Source organism: Paraburkholderia gardini (assembly GCF_907164545.1).
Taxonomy (GTDB): Bacteria; Pseudomonadota; Gammaproteobacteria; order Burkholderiales; family Burkholderiaceae; genus Paraburkholderia; species Paraburkholderia gardini.
In genome coordinates, this window is the sequence record NZ_CAJQZB010000026.1 from 22,934 (window position 1) to 39,793 (window position 16,860).

General features: G+C 61.5%; 15 protein-coding genes and 1 pseudogene. 3 read left to right on the forward strand and 13 right to left on the reverse strand.

All coding sequences use genetic code 11. From position 1 onward, the window contains the following. From LPA37_RS18155 to LPA37_RS18215, 13 genes and pseudogenes are all read right to left on the reverse strand, one after another. Positions 1 to 1,305, reverse strand: coding sequence for an efflux RND transporter periplasmic adaptor subunit (locus tag LPA37_RS18155; protein ID WP_229013256.1), 1,305 nt, complete (start codon positions 1,303 to 1,305; stop codon positions 1 to 3). 16 nt (positions 1,306 to 1,321) lie between these two features. Then, positions 1,322 to 1,783, reverse strand: a complete 462-nt coding sequence (locus LPA37_RS18160) for a hypothetical protein (protein ID WP_229013257.1) — start codon at positions 1,781 to 1,783, stop codon at positions 1,322 to 1,324. A 142-nt stretch (positions 1,784 to 1,925) separates the two neighbouring features. After that, positions 1,926 to 2,312, reverse strand: coding sequence for a response regulator transcription factor (locus LPA37_RS18165; RefSeq protein WP_229013258.1), 387 nt, complete (start codon positions 2,310 to 2,312; stop codon positions 1,926 to 1,928). Between the two features lie 189 nt (positions 2,313 to 2,501). Beyond that, positions 2,502 to 3,125, reverse strand: a complete 624-nt coding sequence (locus tag LPA37_RS18170; RefSeq protein WP_228976740.1) for a response regulator transcription factor — start codon at positions 3,123 to 3,125, stop codon at positions 2,502 to 2,504. After that, a complete protein-coding gene (locus LPA37_RS18175; protein ID WP_229013259.1) occupies positions 3,122 to 4,579 on the reverse strand; it encodes an ATP-binding protein in 1,458 nt (485 codons plus the stop codon). Before LPA37_RS18175 ends, LPA37_RS18170 begins: the two co-directional genes overlap by 4 nt. Positions 4,580 to 4,706: 127 nt before the next feature. Next, a pseudogene (locus LPA37_RS27985) lies at positions 4,707 to 5,018 on the reverse strand (hypothetical protein); the annotation flags it as partial. Positions 5,019 to 5,443: 425 nt separating this feature from the next. Continuing rightward, positions 5,444 to 6,865 carry a DUF2252 domain-containing protein gene (locus LPA37_RS18185; RefSeq protein ID WP_228976737.1) on the reverse strand — a complete coding sequence of 474 codons (1,422 nt, stop codon included), beginning with the start codon at positions 6,863 to 6,865 and terminating at the stop codon, positions 5,444 to 5,446. A gap of 253 nt (positions 6,866 to 7,118) precedes the next feature. Further along, a complete protein-coding gene (locus tag LPA37_RS18190) occupies positions 7,119 to 7,502 on the reverse strand; it encodes a potassium channel family protein (protein WP_228976734.1) in 384 nt (127 codons plus the stop codon). A 148-nt stretch (positions 7,503 to 7,650) separates the two neighbouring features. After that, on the reverse strand, positions 7,651 to 8,664 hold the full coding sequence (locus LPA37_RS18195) for a DUF2955 domain-containing protein (protein ID WP_228976732.1): 1,014 nt from the start codon (positions 8,662 to 8,664) through the stop codon (positions 7,651 to 7,653). 8 nt (positions 8,665 to 8,672) lie between these two features. Continuing rightward, the gene (locus tag LPA37_RS18200; RefSeq protein ID WP_228976731.1) at positions 8,673 to 9,797 is read right to left on the reverse strand and encodes an HlyD family secretion protein; all 1,125 of its coding nucleotides are present in this window, start codon (positions 9,795 to 9,797) and stop codon (positions 8,673 to 8,675) included. Beyond that, complete coding sequence (locus LPA37_RS18205) at positions 9,790 to 11,346, reverse strand: TolC family protein (RefSeq protein ID WP_229013260.1); 1,557 nt, start codon at positions 11,344 to 11,346, stop codon at positions 9,790 to 9,792. Before LPA37_RS18205 ends, LPA37_RS18200 begins: the two co-directional genes overlap by 8 nt. Before the next feature lie 18 nt (positions 11,347 to 11,364). Continuing rightward, the gene (locus tag LPA37_RS18210) at positions 11,365 to 12,468 is read right to left on the reverse strand and encodes an AI-2E family transporter (protein WP_228976729.1); all 1,104 of its coding nucleotides are present in this window, start codon (positions 12,466 to 12,468) and stop codon (positions 11,365 to 11,367) included. A 74-nt stretch (positions 12,469 to 12,542) separates the two neighbouring features. Then, positions 12,543 to 13,109 (reverse strand): lipid-binding SYLF domain-containing protein, encoded by a 567-nt coding sequence (locus LPA37_RS18215; protein WP_228976728.1) that lies wholly within the window; start codon positions 13,107 to 13,109, stop codon positions 12,543 to 12,545. A 686-nt stretch (positions 13,110 to 13,795) separates the two neighbouring features. Between LPA37_RS18215 and LPA37_RS18220 the strand changes: the two genes are divergently transcribed. From LPA37_RS18220 to LPA37_RS18230, 3 genes are read left to right on the forward strand one after another with little or no spacing between them, the layout of a single operon-like run. Further along, positions 13,796 to 15,052, forward strand: a complete 1,257-nt coding sequence (locus LPA37_RS18220; RefSeq protein WP_407672554.1) for an ABC transporter substrate-binding protein — start codon at positions 13,796 to 13,798, stop codon at positions 15,050 to 15,052. A gap of 28 nt (positions 15,053 to 15,080) precedes the next feature. Then, entirely contained in the window at positions 15,081 to 15,950 is an 870-nt protein-coding gene (locus tag LPA37_RS18225; RefSeq protein WP_228976727.1) for a carbohydrate ABC transporter permease, read from the forward strand. Beyond that, positions 15,920 to 16,801, forward strand: a complete 882-nt coding sequence (locus LPA37_RS18230; RefSeq protein ID WP_407672555.1) for a carbohydrate ABC transporter permease — start codon at positions 15,920 to 15,922, stop codon at positions 16,799 to 16,801. Before LPA37_RS18225 ends, LPA37_RS18230 begins: the two co-directional genes overlap by 31 nt. The last annotated feature ends 59 nt before the right edge of the window (positions 16,802 to 16,860 follow it).

Consider the following 16,860-nt stretch of genomic DNA (forward strand, 5'->3'; position numbering starts at 1 on the left):
TCACTTCGTTACGGGCTGGCCAGACTCCCGCCCCGCCAGGCGCTGTGGCTCGCCAGGCGGCAGGCCGGCGGCGGCAGGCTGACTGGCCGGCGCACTGGGAGCCCCGGTGACCTTGAGCGGCGTGTCCGCCACGACGCGGATCGCGCCGTCAACCACGACACGCTCGCCTGCTTTGAGACCGTCGGAAATGAACCAGTCGTCGCCATGCCAGTCACCGGTTTCGACGACGCGCTGATGGGCTTTGGAGTCTTTATCGACCACCCACACGAAGTGGCTCTTCGCGCCCTGCAATACGGCGCGCTGTGGCACGAGAATCGCGTTCGGGCGCACCGCCCCGGAGACCACCGCGCGCACGAACTGTCCTGGGCGCAGCGTGCCCTGCGGATTGGCGAACGACGCGCGCACGAGGAACGTACCCGTGGTCGTGTCAAACGCCGGGTTGGTGAAGTTGATCTCACCGCGCTGAGGAAACACCGAGCCGTCCGCAAGCACGACGGTCACCTGGAAATTCTGATTGACGGGAAACTTCAGGCGGCCTTTGGATTCCTGGTCGCGGTAACCCAGCAACTCATTTTCAGAGATGCTGAAGTTGACCCACATCGGATCGAGCTGGTAGATGTAGGTGAGCAAACCGTTAGGGCCGGACGTCACATAGCTGCCGTCCTGCTGTCTCGCGAAACTGGATAACCCCGCGAGGGGCGACTTGATCGTCGTATAGCTGAGGTTGAGCTCGGCAGTTTGCACCTGCCCCTGAGCTGCGATCACGGCGGCCTCCGCCTGCTTTTCACTGCCAGTCGCGTCGTCGAGGTCTTTCTTGCTCAATGCGTTCTGCGCGGCAAGCGGTATTACACGCGCAAGATTCGCTTTGGTTACATAGAGCCTTGCCTGCTGCTGGGCAAGCTCGCCCTTTGCAGTTTTCAGCACGGCCTCGAATGGCTTGGGATCCATCAGGAACAGTGTCTGGCCGGCGTGGACCAGTTGACCCTCGGTATACACCCGCTTGTCGAGAAAGCCGTCGACCCGTGCACGAATCTCGACTTCACGTGAGCTTTGCGTCTGCGCGGTGAATTCGAAGTCGACCGGCGTGTCATGCGGCTCAACTGTCATGACGGTCACCTCGACCGGTCCGGCCGAGGGCGGCGGCGCCGCTTTGTGGCAAGCGCAACAAAGCGTCAGCGTGGCGCAGACGAGCACCAGCGTGCGGCCAGTGAGACCGCACACCGGACGACGAAGCAGGAATGACCTGGCCAGGGATCCGCGAGAAACCGGCCACGGCATGATGTGAAGGATGGAGACGTTTTTCATCGCGTGCCCCGCCTGGTCACAAGGCCGTACAGTTGCCGAATAGCACAATTGCATCCTCGCTATTCACGATCATCAACGTCATCGAGCCGTCTCCCGAGTCGAGGGCGAGCGTCCACCCATATCCCATCTCCATACCCTCGATGACGACCTGATTCGGCTCTTTGTTGACGGTCAGCATGGGTGTCGTGCGTGCGGGTCCGGTGATGACTTTCTTTTCGAAGTTGACGGAAAGAAACCTGGGTGCTCCGATGTCCGCCGGCAAGGACCGCTTGCACGTGAGTCCTGGATCGCATGAATGTGCTTCCATGGTCGCGCAGAGCAGCGGCTTGCTGCCGTCGAAGTCGGCTGCCAGCACATCGGATGCAACAAGGCCGAGAAAAATCGTGAGTAAAACGGACCCGGATCTCATCACGTACGCTCCCGCATTTTCTTTGAACGCGACCGCACATCGCACGGCGCGCGCGTCGAAACCATGCACGCGCCTCGAACAGCCCGGCCGCGCATCCAATGCGCGACATCTGGCCTTCAAATTGACGCGTTGACCTGGTTCAGTTTGGTAGCTGTGCAAAAGGGAGACAATCGGACCTTGGTCTCATATCGACCAGCAGGGCGAAAGTGCTTCAAGGTTGCGGCGTGTTGCCTATCGCCATTTCCACGGCCTTGATCAGGATCGCGCCGTTTAATGGCTTGCGCAGGTACGCGGCGGCGCCAGCCGCAATCGCGGTCTGTCGGGCGGAAAGCTCGTCGTAGGCAGTAATCATGATGACAGGCAAGCCCATCGGCGCAAGCTGACGCTGGACTTCCAGGCCGTTAACTCCAGGCATCTGGATGTCCAGGATCACACATGCAGGCCGATATGACGGAATCGCCGAGAGCGTATCCAGGAACTCGCTTCCGCTGGAAAACGTTTCTGCTGCTATACCAGCGGAGCGCAGCAAACGCTTGATGGCTCGGCACACCGATTCGTCATCGTCGATCACAGCGACGATTTGGTTGAGATTGACCATATGACGACGCGAACGCGCGCTCGCCCTCCCATGAATAACCTTTGCAGCTTCAGCCTAACGGCGGATAGCAAAATGGGATATAGGGCTTTGGTCCACCAGGCGCTCTGGCGCTCTGGTCCACAAGAGCATTGCGGCAGCGGATCAGCGCAAACAGGCCTCTCCCGGGGCATTTATCAGACTTTCAGGAGACTACGCCTCGTCGCCCGCGTATACACCGGCCTTTTCCGCAAGCCGGACGAGTTCGACAATGGATCTCGCCTTCATCTTCTCCATCACCCGGGCACGATGAATCTTGATGGTCTTTTCGGCTGCGCCCAACTCGCTGGCGACCTGTTTGTTCAGCCGCCCCCTCAACACGAGCACCATGACTTCGCGCTCGCGGCGGGTGAGATGACTGACCCGCTCCTCGATCTCCGCCCTTTGGCTCCTGGTCGCACACTCTATGCACGCACGCTTGAGTGCGCGATCTATCGCAGCGAGTAATAGCGATTCGCACACCGGCTTGACCAGAAAGTCGAGTGCGCCAGCCTTCATCGCATCCGCACACGAGCTGACGTCGCCATGCCCGGTCAGAAATACGATTGGAAGAAGCTGGTTGAGCTTGCTCTGTACCTCCAGCCCGGTCATGCCAGGCATCTGCAAATCGAGAACGAGGCAGGCCGGTGCGCTCGTCAGATCGGCTTTGTTCAGAAGTGCTTCTGAACTCTCGAAACATTCGACGCAATAGCCAGAGACGCGCAGCAACCGGGCGAGCGCGCTTCGTATTCGTTCATCATCGTCAACGATGAAAACACGGTTGGCAGTCTGGCTCATGGTGACTGTGGGCCGCTGTCCTGCCGTGAGCTGGTTCCCCGTGGCAGCGTTACGTGAAACGACGCTCCCCTGCCAGCATTGTTCTCCGCCCATAGTCGGCCTCCATGACCGGTGATGATCGTTCGACTGATAGAAAGACCCAGTCCGAGCCCTTGTGGCTTGGTCGTGAAAAACGCCCTGAAAATCTTGTGCATCTTGTCGACGGTCAGGCCCGGCCCCCAGTCCATCACCGTAATCCGCACCCCGCCATCCGGTTCTTCGCGCACGGTTGTCTCGACCATGCAATCGGCGGCCGCACAGTCCTTGACGGCATCGAAAGCGTTCAGCAGCAGGTTGAGCACGACCTGCTGAAGTTGGACCCTGTCACCGCAAACCATCGCCAGATTGTCCGAAATGTCGAAGCGGGTGCGAACGCCACGAGCCATGGCGTCGCTGTGCACAAGAAGAGCAATGTCGCGGACGACGTCGCCGACGTCCAGAAGTCGCAGTTCGATATCGCCTTTCCGTACCAATGTCCGGATCTTCTGGATGACTTCGTTCGCGCGGCAGTTATCCGCGATGATATCGTCCAGCACGTCACGAAGCTCCGCTGTGTCGGCCGTCTCCGACTCGATGAATTTCTGTGCCGCTTGCGCGTTGAACAAAATGGCGGTGAGTGGTTGCTTCAGTTCGTGAGCTAGAGATCCCGCAAGCTCCCCCAAAGATGAAAGGCGCGCCAGGTGTTCCAGTTCCGCGTCGCTTCGCTCGCCTTCGCCGCAGGCACTGCGATCCAATATCGCCGCGATCCGCAAGATCTGATTGACGTCTCGGTAATTCGTGGTGTTGACGCCCGTGGGGAAATCAACCCCGTCAGACCGCCGCGCAATCAGCGTCTGCGTGGTTGAAACGTTGGCGATTCTGTTTTCAACGCCATCGTCTGCGACTGTCAAATGATTGACACGCTCAGCATGAACCGGGAACAGTGTCTCGACCGACGCGCCGGCTAGTTCTTTCACGGTATAACCGAACAGTTCCGCCGTTTTAGCGTTTGCAAACGTTATGCGGTCCCGATGATCGATTACCATCATCGGGACCGGCATTAATTCAAGCGTTTCCCTCAGTGAAAACCTTGCGTCCAGTATCCGGCGCGTGCCGCGGCCACTTCCCCGTAACCATGAAACGAACGCAACAATGTATCTTTTCGAGCTCGGCCTTGACTCGGCAAGCTCACGCGTATCGGGCATGGTTTGCTCGATCGACGTATCAGCGTCACTGCAAACGAGCGGAGATGAGGTGTGTCCGAATATCGTCAAACGAACACGGCCGCCTTCTTGAATCAGGCGGCCATCGGTTCGGAAACCCTGCACATCAGGGAAAAGCATTCGAAGAAGACAGCCCTGCTGCACGAACCAGTTTTTTGATATCTCAACTGCGTCTATCGCCAGGTGTCTGCCCTGCATGATCAGATTGATCATCGGTGTCTCCGTACCCAGCGAGTGCGGATTGAGTGCTGCCGCGACGTCTGCTCCGCTGGATTGAACCGTCTAGGTTGACTTCACGATAGTAGTTGTTACTCCACCGGCAACGGCAAATCAGAGCGTGTCAGGAACGTTGCATAACAGGTCCAGCATGAACGGGCATGGCGAAGACGACGAAATGCCCGCCAGGGTTTCGGGCAGGCACTCGTCCCCCGAAGGGGACTTCCTTCGGGGCCCAGTCGCGTGCCTGCTGCCTGAAGTGGTTGGGCCAGCCGAAACCGCCCTCGACCACCCAACGGGGGCAGCAGCATGAAGCCCTTGTTCACCTCGGGCAACTTGATGACCTGCAGCCTCCATCCAGGATAAGCACACCTGGCCGGAAGCATTGCCACGATGCACCGGCTCGCGCCATCCAGCGCAGCGCGTTGAACATTTCGGGTCGTATCGTTGTGTTTAGTATAGGTCGCGGGAATCCATTTGCAATGGAGTTGCAGTAATTCATTCCACTCGATTCTGTGAAGGTGCGCCGGATTTTCCGGGAGACGTGTAAACGACGAAGGTGCTGAGCCGTCATTTTTTATCCAGTTAGTTATTTTTAATGCAAGCGCGAACGCCGTTGGACTTGCAGATTTCATGCGTTGACGTTGCTTGCGCAACGGCCTTTTCCACTGCGGTCAAGCGAACCGCCCCGGGGAATCGCGGAGGCGGGCTGGCTTAAGTTAAGGCGAGTTCAGCGGCTGGTGTTTCAGGTTGCCGGTAGCAGTTTGCCTCAGCTTCAGTGGGCGGGATATAGCTGGGCGGTTCCATCAGCCGATGGTGATCGAATCAGGCCAGTTCCGGCTGGTCGTTCGCCGAACCTTTTCAGCCGTCACTCAAGACTTCAATACTTCCGTCACGGATCGCGCCGACGAATGTGCGGTAATCATGCTGGTTCTGCGAGCTGTACTCGGTCGCGAACTCGCTGATTGCATCGTCCATCGTTCTTCCCGAACCCATGTATCCCGCAATCATTGCAGCGTCGCCGGAGCGGGCGTGCGCCCGGGCAAGTGCATGCGCGCACATCCTCGCGTACTGACGCAACATGGCTGTGTCCCAATCCTCGATCACGGCAGTCATTTTCATATCGCGAAGCTGACGGACATAGAAATCGCGCCCGTTCTTTCCGCGTGTCCATCCGAGGAACACGTCGCTTGCGGCCTGCATGATACGTTGCCCCGCTATCACCCGCTGACCATGATTCGCGTGCAAGCTTTTGCCGGCATAAGGTTCGAGTACCGAAGCGCGCGCTTCCTTCACCTGCAGGAAGAGCGGGTCGTGATCCGCCGCCATGAAGAGCCCCAGGCCGCACATCGTCCCGACGCTGCCCACACCGACGACCTTGATCGCCATATCGAGAAAGTGAAAGCGGTCGAAAAGGATGCGGGTGTGTTCCGGTAACGTCTCGCGGTAGGACGCAATCGCGTCGACATACCCGGATTCGAGTCCAGGAGCCACACTCGCGTCGGGATGGTAGATCAGCGGCGGCTCGTCCTTGATTCTGGGTCTCGCGCCTTCCAGAGAAACCAGCTTCGGATAGAAATGGTCAGGAACCGTCCGCCGCCGCTCGGCTTCGATCCGCTCGGCGAGGCGCTTACGTGCTGCTTCCACTATCTGCGGATTGCCGCAGCGATCGCTATATTTCTGCAAGTCGATCCGGTCGTACCAGACATCGAGCGCGCGCATCGACGCATAGTCCATCATCCGTTCACGGTATTCACGTACGAGGTCTCTGGAAACACGTGCTTCGTCGCTGCGCGGGAGCTGGAGATACTGTGCGGCGATCACGACGCTCGCGGCCAGCCGCTTGAGGTCCCACTCGAAAGGCGCCGGCAGGGTCTCGTCGAGATCGTTGATGTCGAAGATGATATTGCGCTCAGGGGTCGCGAATCCGCCAAAGTTCATCAGATGCGCGTCTCCGCACGCCTGCACACGGATGCCGCTGGTCGGCGTCCTGGCCAGATCCGCCGCCATCAGTATTGCAGAACCGCGAAAGAAAGCGAATGGAGAAGCTGACATGCGCTCGAAGCGGATCGGTATCAGCGTCGGAATGCGGCCTTCATTGGACCTGACGAGCAGGTCTATCGGATTTTCGCGATCCGCGGAGGCTTTCCACCCGGCCTGCGACGCTCTCGGTACCGCATCGCGCAACAGCCGTCCGTTGTGTGCACGCTCATCGGCAGTCAGGTACGTTCCCGCGCTTTGTGACGCTGCGATCATACGGGGATCGCTGAGGGCCTTGCGCATGTTAATTCTCCGCTCTTCGGCTCACACCGTTCGATTGGCGCCAGACAGCGCGATTCACCCGGACGAGAGCAACGCTTCCTTACCACCCGCCTTACGGGTGACGTTAATGCAACCGTCGCAGCCGGTTGATGCATGCGCACACCGGCGATTTGAAGCAAGCCTAATGCGTGAGTCGGAACGGCAATATAGGACTTTGGTCCATCACGGACGACGGCCACGCCCATCCACTTTTTGAGCGACACCCGGCGTAGCGTCAGGAAGGCGTGATTGTCGCCTGTTGTGAAGCCTCCTGGACAGCGCGAACGGACGCGGCGATGACAATGCCCGTTATGAGTAGCCCCACCAGTCCGAGCAGGATAGAGTCGATTCGGCCCACGGCAGTCGTGGGGACCACGTCGCCATACCCGATGGTGAGCGCTGTAATCGAGCAGAAGTACAGCGTTTGTCCAGGCGACGCTGGCGCTCGGGTCGCCGCCTCCACCGGACCACCGGCATAGTGCATGATAATCGCAAGCACGATGAAAATTGCCAGCAGACTGGCGAGAAACACACGCAGATACCAGAGCGTCCTGGCAAACTCCACAAACACCTGGCGGGCCCTTAGCGGGGCGTCCGCAGCTTTTCCGGCATTGTCCATGGCGGCATCCTCTCGCGATCAGAAAGCGGCCAGCAACGAGGCTTGTCCTGGACGGATACGGACAGAGCGCTGGCCCGGCATCACCGTGAAACCATCTACTGCGTTACTTTGGCATTCAGACAGCGAATCTCGCACGCCTCGTGCAGAGCTACCGCACACGGCGGGGTCGGTCGAGAAGCTGGAGCATCAGGCAGGCGTAGAGGGAGACGGCAATAAAAAGCCCCATACGCACCGCAAATGCACGATAGACATCCTTTCCCGTCACGCTGTCCTGCACCGACTGGCCGAGCAGGATAATCAGGGTAACGAAGCTATTTAGCCAGAAGCCGGGATGGTATCGCTGCGGCCTGCGCGCATAGAGCCTGCGCGCCAGTACCAGGCCAAACAGCAACATCCACAGGAAGAGCATCCATAGATCCACGAAGAGCCTGAGTGCAAACCAGAACACGACTGCGAGCAGGCCGCCGAACAGCGTAGAGCCGAGGAGTTCGCGTGCCGCGCCGCGAGCCGTTGTCGTACAGCTTTGTCTGCCAAGACTGACGGACTTCATGATGATCGGCATGTAGCTGGCGGGATCGATCAGCGCCAGCAGGAAGGCCGGCATTACCACCAGTGCGGCGCGTAGCGCGATCCGGCCGGCCTCGGCATCCGACAGGGCCTGGGCAGCGGGCGGCGCGCGGTCGCTGGCGGGTTCGGGAAACAGCCAGTGGCTGACAGCCAGTACCAGCAAGGCAAGCAGAAGTCCCTTGACGAGAGCACCCACGACCGTGGCGGCTAGTTGATAGTCTGCGGTGCCGGCGGCGGAGATCATGGTCAGCCCGGCCACCAGAAAAGTCGCGACCAGATTGTTGCCGCCGCGCAGACCGTAGCGAAAGGCAAGGAAAAGACCCAGGCCGATTAGCAGCACACCCGGGACAGGGTAGTAGCGCAGCAACGGGATGAGGAGCAGGCCGCAGCCGGTGGTCAACATCACCACCAGCGCGAGACCCAGCGCGGCCTTGAGCGACAGCGGCTGGTTGAGCGTGGCGAGCAGAAAGACGGCGAATACCGGCGCGACCACGGGAATCGGCAGGTCGAGTGCGAAACTGGCCGCAAGACACAGCGCAGTGCCGCTCGCGAGGCGCAGCGGACGCTGGCTGAGCGGTTCACGTTCTTTGAACACGGTCGCCATCAGTAGATGTAGGAAAGCCAGCTCATCAGACGCAGGAACACCCGGCCCGGCAGGTTGAGCAGGTTGCCCGGCCTGGGAAATGCCATGACTTCCGCCTGCCCGCCAATACGGATACCGCGAAGCGCAGGTGCCACGCCCGGGGCAAACTCGACAGTCACCGGGAAGCGCTGCGCCGGCCGTAGCCAGTCGCGACTGTTCTGGATGGTCGGCAGGCCGCCGGGCGGCGTGCTTTGGCCGACGCTGACGCCATAGCCGATGCTGCGAACGTGTCCTTCAAATATCTCACCCGGCAGCGCGTCCAGCACGATGGCGACCGGCGTGCCCGGCTTGACATGGCCCAGGTTGTTTTCGGTCATATCCGCGCTCACCCATACATCGCGTATGGAAATCAGCGTCATCACGGGGCCGCCGGCGGCGACGAACTGGCCGACGTCAGTGCGCAGATCGGTGATCAGGCCACCTGAGCGTGCGCGTATCCGGGTATTGGCCAGATCCAGTTCGGCTTTTTTCACTGTGGCGGCAGCGCTGCGTAACTGCGCGTTGTCCGCGTCGTCGCCGCCTTGCTGCTCGCGCGCGCGCTCCACGTCGGCACGGGCCGCGGTGACCTGACTGATGGCCTGTTCGTGGGTCGCTCGCGCCACTTCGAGGCGGCGCAGCGAAACGGTTCCCTCGTCTTCGCGGTACAGCCTTTCGAGACGTTCGCTATCCTGGCGTGCCTTGACTTCGTTCGCGATGGCGGCGCGCAACGATGCCTGCGCGGAATCGATGCCTGCGGTGCTCGCCCCTATCTGACGCCGTGTCGATTCGAGGTCGGCACGCGCCCGGTCAAGAGCGATCTGGTACTGCAGCGGATCCACTTCGAACAGGATGGCGCCAGGCTTCACTTCCTGATTGTCATGCACGAGTACCCGGATCACCCGCCCCGATACTTCCGGGGCCACCGCGACAACGAAGGCCTGCACCCGCGCCTGTTGGGTGTATGGCGTGAACCGGTCGGCCAGCAGGTACCAGACAAGGCTCACGCCGATCACCGCGGCGACCCACTTGACACCCTTGCCGGCCGGATCGGCGGTGGGCGCTGGCGGCTCCGGCGGCATGGCAGGAGGTTTCGGGGTTTCACTCATCGGAACTGCCCTCTGGCAACGCGTGGGGCGTCGTCACGGACGGCGGCTTCGACTCTTTCAGCAGATCGCCCCAGTTGGTGCGTTGCTCCATCTGCTGGCGCGTGGCCGCGTCGACGAGCGGCGCTTCGCTCTGCCAGCCGCCGCCGACGGCCGCGTAAAGGCTAATCAGACTGGACACTGCATTGCCGCGGTTCACCACATAGGCATCCTGCTGCGCGGAGAGCGCACGCTGGGCATCCAGTACCCGCTGGAAGTCCGAGTAGCCTTCGCGATAGATGGTGTTGGCGAGCGTCAGCGAACGCCGCGCGGCGAGTTCTGCGTCGTGCAGGATACTGTCGCGTTCGAGTGCTGTGACGAGACCCGTCGCGGCATCGTCGGCCTCGCGCGCAGCCTCGCGTACGGTGTTCTGATACGCAACGATCAGTTGTTGCAGACGGGCGTCCTGTACGCGCACGTTGTTCCTGATCTTGCCATAGTCGAACACGTTCCAGCTCACGCTGGGACCGCCGACGAGCGCCAGGGTGGCTGGCGCGCCCGCCACCGAAGTGGCGGTCCAGGCGAGGCTCCCCAGAAGCGTCACCGAAGGATAGAGATCGGCCTCGGCCACGCCGATCAGCGCCGACTGGGCCGCAACCTGAAGTTCGGCGGCGCGAACGTCGGGACGGCGCAGCAGCAGGTCGGCGGGTACGTCCTGCAGCACCGCACGGTCGACGAGCGGGATCATGCCTTCCTTGCCCGGCTGTTCGTCCAGTTCGGGCAGCGGCCCGGGCGGGCGGCCGATCAGGAGGGACAGCGCATGGCGGGCAACCATGATCTGATTCTCGAAATCGGGGACGGTGGCTAGCGTACCCAGGTACTGCGTCTTCGCCTGTTGCAGATCCAGCTCATCGGTTTCGCCGCTCTTGAACAGACGCTCGGTGATCTCATAGCTGCGCTTTTGCAGTCTGGCGTTGTCGCGCGCGATGCGCAGGCGCGCTTCGGCCGTGCGCAGGGCGTAGTAAGTGTTGGCCACCTGGGCGTGCAGCAGCACCAGCACATCGTCATGGTTCGCTTTGGCGGCAAAAAACGCGGCATCGGACGACTCGATCGCGCGGCTAAAACGCCCCCAGAAATCGAGTTCCCAGCCTGCGCTGAAGCCCGCGCTGTATTGCAGGAAGCCGCCGTAGTGGGGATGGCTTCCGCCGGAGTGCCTTTCATCGCCGTACAGAACGTCGCCGTTGATCTGCTGTACTTGCGGATAGCGCCCGCTCAAGGCAATCCCCAGTTGGGCTCGGGCCTCCATCACGCGCAGGCCAGCGATCTTCAGGTCACCATTGTGGGCGTCTGCCTCAGCAATCAGACGCTCGAGATTCTGATCCGCGAATACCTGCCACCATTGCCGGGCGTCGGGTTGCGCCCCCTGGACGGTGGCCTGTTCGATCGCCGGGCTGCTCCAGTGTTCGGTCCAGGCCTCGCGCTGCGGATGAAAGTCGGGCCCCAGCTGGATACAGCCACCCAGGCACACTGCGCCGATCAGCACAAGGCGTTCGGGACGGACCAGGCGCGGCACGGGGCGACCCTCGCGGCATCAAAGCTGCTGCTGGTCTTGTGACAGCTCGGCTTTCGACCGGTCCTCCACCCACCGCCAGAACAGTTGATAGCCCACCGCAAGCACGACCGGACCAATAAACAGGCCGATCACGCCACCGGAGACCATGCCGCCCAGCGCGCCGATCAGCACCACCGGCATCGGCACGTCAACGCCGCGACCCAGCAGCAAGGGCTTGAGCACGTTATCGGCCAGTCCCGCCACGAACACGTAAATCGAGAAGATGATCGTCGCCGCCCCTACCCCTTTGGTGGCAATCACGAAAGCGATCACCGGGATGGTGATCAGCGTGGCCGGCAGTTGCATGATCCCGAGCAACAGCACCCCGAGCGCCAGCAGGCCAGCAGCTGGAACACCCATCACGACAAAACCGACCCCTACCAGGAGCATCTGGATGAACGCGATGCCGACCACGCCTTGCGCGACCGCGCGGATGGTGGCAGTGCACAGTTCGGTGATCTTCGGGCCGTGTTCCGGGCCCGAGATGCGTGAAGCGATCTGCACTGCGCTGCGGCTGCCCTCCTCCCCAAAAGCCATGAAGATGCCAGCGACGATCAAGGCAAGGAAGAAGATCACCAGCCCCGAGCCGAGGCTCGCGACCGTTCCCAGCAGTACGACGCCGACATCCTTCAACTGGGGAGTGAACTTCAGCACGAGACCGGTCAGATCGGTGGCGGCCTGCAACCAGAAATCGTACAGCCGCTTGCCCACCAGCGGCCAGGCCGCCACCGACTCTGCCGGCGCGGGAATCTGGAAGCTGCCGCTCTTCGCGATGGTCACCGCACTATCCAGCGAGTCGGCCATCGCGCTGCCCAACATCCAGGTCGGTACAAGAATGATGATGAAGGCAGCGAGAACGATCACCGTCGCAGCATAACCGTCTTTCCTGAGTAGCCCTTCGCGGAGTTTCACCTGCAGGGGATAGAGGGTGATCGCGAGGATCAGGGACCAGACCATCAGGTTGAGAAACGGGAAGAAGATCTCGAAGCAGGAAATCGCGAGAACCGCTATCAACCCCGCGCGTATCAGTACATCGAGCAGCCCGCGCGACAGCGCCCTTCCGGAAGTGTGCATCGGCAGCATCAGTTGTCTCCTTGCCGGTTGACGCCAGCGGAGCTGCATACCAGACTGACCCGCGCCGGATTATCGCTGTGCGTTTAGTCTTGGTTCAGGTCGCTGTCCTTGTAGTACTTCGTCCCTTTAGCGGTAAGTTCGAGCGCGAGGCCTGTATCGGTAATCTGGTAGAGCCAGACGCCAGGCCCCACGGCTACCGCTCCCTGATATGCGCCGCCGGCGTCACCGGTTTTCGCCGCGGCAGTCGCCTGCCCACCGAACGTCCACCCGGACGTGATGAAGTCGTTCAGCGCGCTCTCGTTCTCAAACACCCAGACCAGTTGGAACTTCTTGATGCCCATGCCCAGGCCAGCCTGAATCTCGGCCATTTTCATGTAGGTCACGGCGCTGGTCTTTTTGTTAACCGCGATGCCCTCGCCCGACCCTCCGCCAGCAAGGAGGATCTTCATGCCGAAGTTGCTGAACGCCGCATAGCCTGCCGCTGACTCCACGGCCTTGCGCGCCGATGGCTGCGCCCGATAGAGTGCGGCTAGCGCGCCTTGTGCCGATTTGCGGACTTTCGCCTGCTTTTCTTCCTTGCTTGCGCCGAACGCGATGGCAGGCAGGGACAGCGAACAGACCAACCCCAGCATCAACATGCGACGATTCATGAGAGCCCCTTGATGAGCCTGGAATGCTGCCTCGGCATTGGATTCACTGTGGCCCAGACTTACAGGCACTGATTGATGACGCTGGTTGCAATGCTGTCTGCTCCGCGGAATCCCACTGAAGAGCCAGAACCTCCCGAGTCCTGTCTTTGGTAGTGCAGACTGTTCCCGATGTGCCGAATGGGCCGTGGTCCGCCTGCGACAGCACAAAATAGTTCAAGCGCCTGACGCGTAAATCCGATCTGTTGCATAACCCGCGGCCATTCAGTCCGAGGGCCCTCGATATCCGCGGCATGCCGGTTGCACCTCTTGTTCCGCATGGCAGTTGCTCCGGCACGAACGTAGCGCAATCGCATCACAGGCTTGCAAGTACATCGTACTACGCGGGCACTTTGACTCAATTGGACTTTGGTCCTACACGGCGGCGTGGTAACCGCGACAGTTCTGGTCACTCCGACGCTCTCGGGGGACATTGACAACGGTCCTGCTGCCCAGGCTGTATATGGATTCGAACGCTACGCCTCAACCCTGGTTGCTGACACATGTTTGTCATGATAGGTTGCTGCAATCCCCGCTGCTGTATCTGGCATCCATTTTTCCGCGACTCCGCGCGTGATGAAGAAAGACGGGATGAGTAGCTCTGGACTCATCGTACGAATACGCCTGTCCCCAAGAGGAATTCGAGAGCCATGGCTTTAATGATCCAGTGGGCGGCGCTGTTCATCCGCCTCCGCGCGGCTTCTGTCGCTGCTTTCCTGTCCATCGCCGCATTCGGAGCCCATGCCGCGGATCTCGTGATCGCAGGCCGGGACGACATCTACGGCCGCGGGCTCGCGCAGGCGGTGGACGGCTACAGGAAACAGCACCCGGGCATCGATATCGAGCTGCTGAAGCTGCCGAACAACGACCTCTATCAGAAGCTGAAGCTCTCGTTGCGGGAAAACACGCGCGCCTATGACCTGGTGATGATGGACGACACCTGGTCCCCCGAATTCATCGCCAACGGATGGCTTCAGCCGCTGCCCGCCACGCTCGCGGATGCCGACATGGTGTCCTCCACGGTCTCCCTGGGACGCGCGTCGACGGGCGCCTTGTATGCGATGCCGATCGTCGGCAACGTCGAGATGTTCGCTTACCGCAAGGATCTGCTGGCGAGTCGCGGCCTGCAGCCGCCGCGCAAATGGGACGACGTGCTGAAGATCGCACAGACCATCGGCACAGCCGACAAGAACGTTTCGGGTGTCGTGTTTCGCGGCACGAAGGGCAACCCTGTCGTCACCGGTTTTCTGCCGATCCTTTGGGCGTATGGCGGAGAAGTCTTCGACGCGAACGGCAAGGTCGCGATCGATTCGCCCCAGGCGCTGGCCGCGCTGAAGATGCTCCTCGCTCTCAAGAAGTGGGCACCGAAGGACGTCGACGTATATGGCGCCGGCGAAGTGCGCGACGCGTTGCAGGGCGGCACGGCCGCGCAGGCCATCGAAGTGTGGCCCGCCTGGCTGCCCGCGCTCGACGACCCCGCGATGTCGCGCGTCGTCGGCCAGGTCGAACTGCAACCTCCGCCCGGAGAGGTCAAGGGACCGGCGCCGATGCTCGGCATCTGGCAAATGGGCATTGCGAAAGATGCAGCGCATGCGAAAGTGGCAGCGGATTTCCTTGCCTATCTGACTTCGTCAGCGACGCAAACGCAACTTGCCGTGCTCGGCATTCCGCCGACGCGCAAGAGCGTCTTCGCCAATCCGGCGCTCGTCAAGCAATATCGCTGGTATCCGGACCAGCTCAAGGCGCTCGAAGCGGGCCGTGCGCGGCCTCGCGTGAAGGACTGGCAGCAGATCGAGGCGATTCTCGGCGACGCGTTGCAACTCGCGCTGACGGGGCAGGCCGCGCCCGACGCAGCCCTGCATCAGGCCGCGCAGAAGATCGCCCAGGCCAACGCCGTATCGCAGTGATAGCGCAGACTGCCGTGGGGACGGGTCGATGAGCCGGTCGCGGCGTTACCTGCCGCTGCTCGTCCTGATGAGCCCAGCCGCGCTCGTGCTCGTCGTGCTGGCGCTCTATCCGGTCGCACGCGTGCTGATCGATTCGTTTTTCTCGGTGGATTACGCGTCGGGGCATCGCGCGTTCATCGGGCTCGCCAACTATCGGTCGGTCATTACGGATGACGAGTTCGGCACCAGTTTCGTCAATACGATCCAGTTCATGATCGTAGCCTCGATCCTTGAAGTCCTGTTCGGACTCGCGCTCGCGCTGCTGTTCGTGCGCCCGTTTCCGGGCCGGCGCATCGCGTTGCCGCTCGCCGTGCTGCCGATGATGCTCTCCACCCTCGTCTGTTCCGCCATCTGGCGCAACTGGCTCAATTACAGCGGCTTTCTGAATGCGCTGCTCACGGCGGCAGGTCTGCCGCGGGTGCTCTGGCTATCCGATCCGCACCTCGCGCTCTGGTCGTTGATGCTGGTCGATATCTGGCAATGGACGCCGATGGCGTTCCTCATCATTCTCGCGGGCCTGCAGTCGATTCCGCCTGAAATCACGGAGGCGGCGCGCAGCGACGGCGCGAACGAATGGCAGTGTCTGCGCTACATTACGCTGCCGCTCGTCGCACCGCACGTCGTCCTGGCCCTGCTGCTTCGGTCGATCGACACGTTCAAGCTGTTCGACAAGGTGTACGCGCTGACGGGCGGCGGTCCAGGCAATGCCACGCAGACATTGTCGACGTACATCTACGACACGGGCTTCCGGTTCTTCAACGTTGGGCCTGCCAGCGCGGCTTCGGTACTGATGCTGGTCACATGCGCGGTGCTGGTCTCGGGATACATATGGAAATCGGCCGTCAGGCGCGACAGGTGACGCCGGTCGCGCGCCTGCAGGGTTTCGCGCGGCGCTCATCCGGTGGCGCGATGCGTGGGCTGTTGCGGCTCGGTGCGCTGGCGGTGCTGCTGCTGCCGTGCGTATGGATGGCCGGCGCGGCCTTCACGCCGACGCTGGAGCGTCTCGCTCATCCGCTTGCGTTGTGGCCTTCCGCGCCCACGCTCGAGCATCTCGCGGCGGTGTGGGAAAGCGGCATGGCCCAGTCGGTGGTGAACTCGGTGTGGGTCGCGCTGGGCGCCACGCTGCTCGCGCTCGCGCTGGCGTTTCCGGCCGCCTATGCCCTCGCGCGGCTCGCGTTTCCGGCGCGGCTCGACCTGGTGTTCCTGATGCTCGTGCTGGCACTGAAGCTGATGCCGCCGATCACGGTGGCCGTACCGCTCTTTTCGCTGGCAAAGTGGTTCCATCTGCTCGATTCGCTGTTCGGGCTGATACTCGTGTATCAGCTGTACACGCTGCCAATGGCGATCTGGATGTTGCTGCCGTTCGTGCGCGACGTGCCCATCGACTTCGAGGAGGCCGCGGCGCTCGACGGCGCGAACCTCGCACAGCGCATCGTCTTCATCGTCCTCCCGCTTTGCGCGCCGGGGCTCGTCGCCACCGCCATCTTCGTGTTCATCACGGCATGGAACGAGTTTTTGCTGGCGTTGTTGTTCGTCTCGTCGCCAGGTCATTTCACGCTGCCGCTCGCCATGGCGGGCTATGTGACCGAGAACGGCATCGACTGGGGAGAACTGATGAGCGCGGGGCTGATTTCGTCGGTGCCGACGCTTCTGCTCGCGGGCTATGTGCAGCGCTACCTGGTGCAGGGATTTTCGGGTGGGTTGAAGTAGCGTGCTCCAGCCCCATGTCGCTGCTGCAGCAGACGCTTTACTTATTCAGAGGTTTTCTT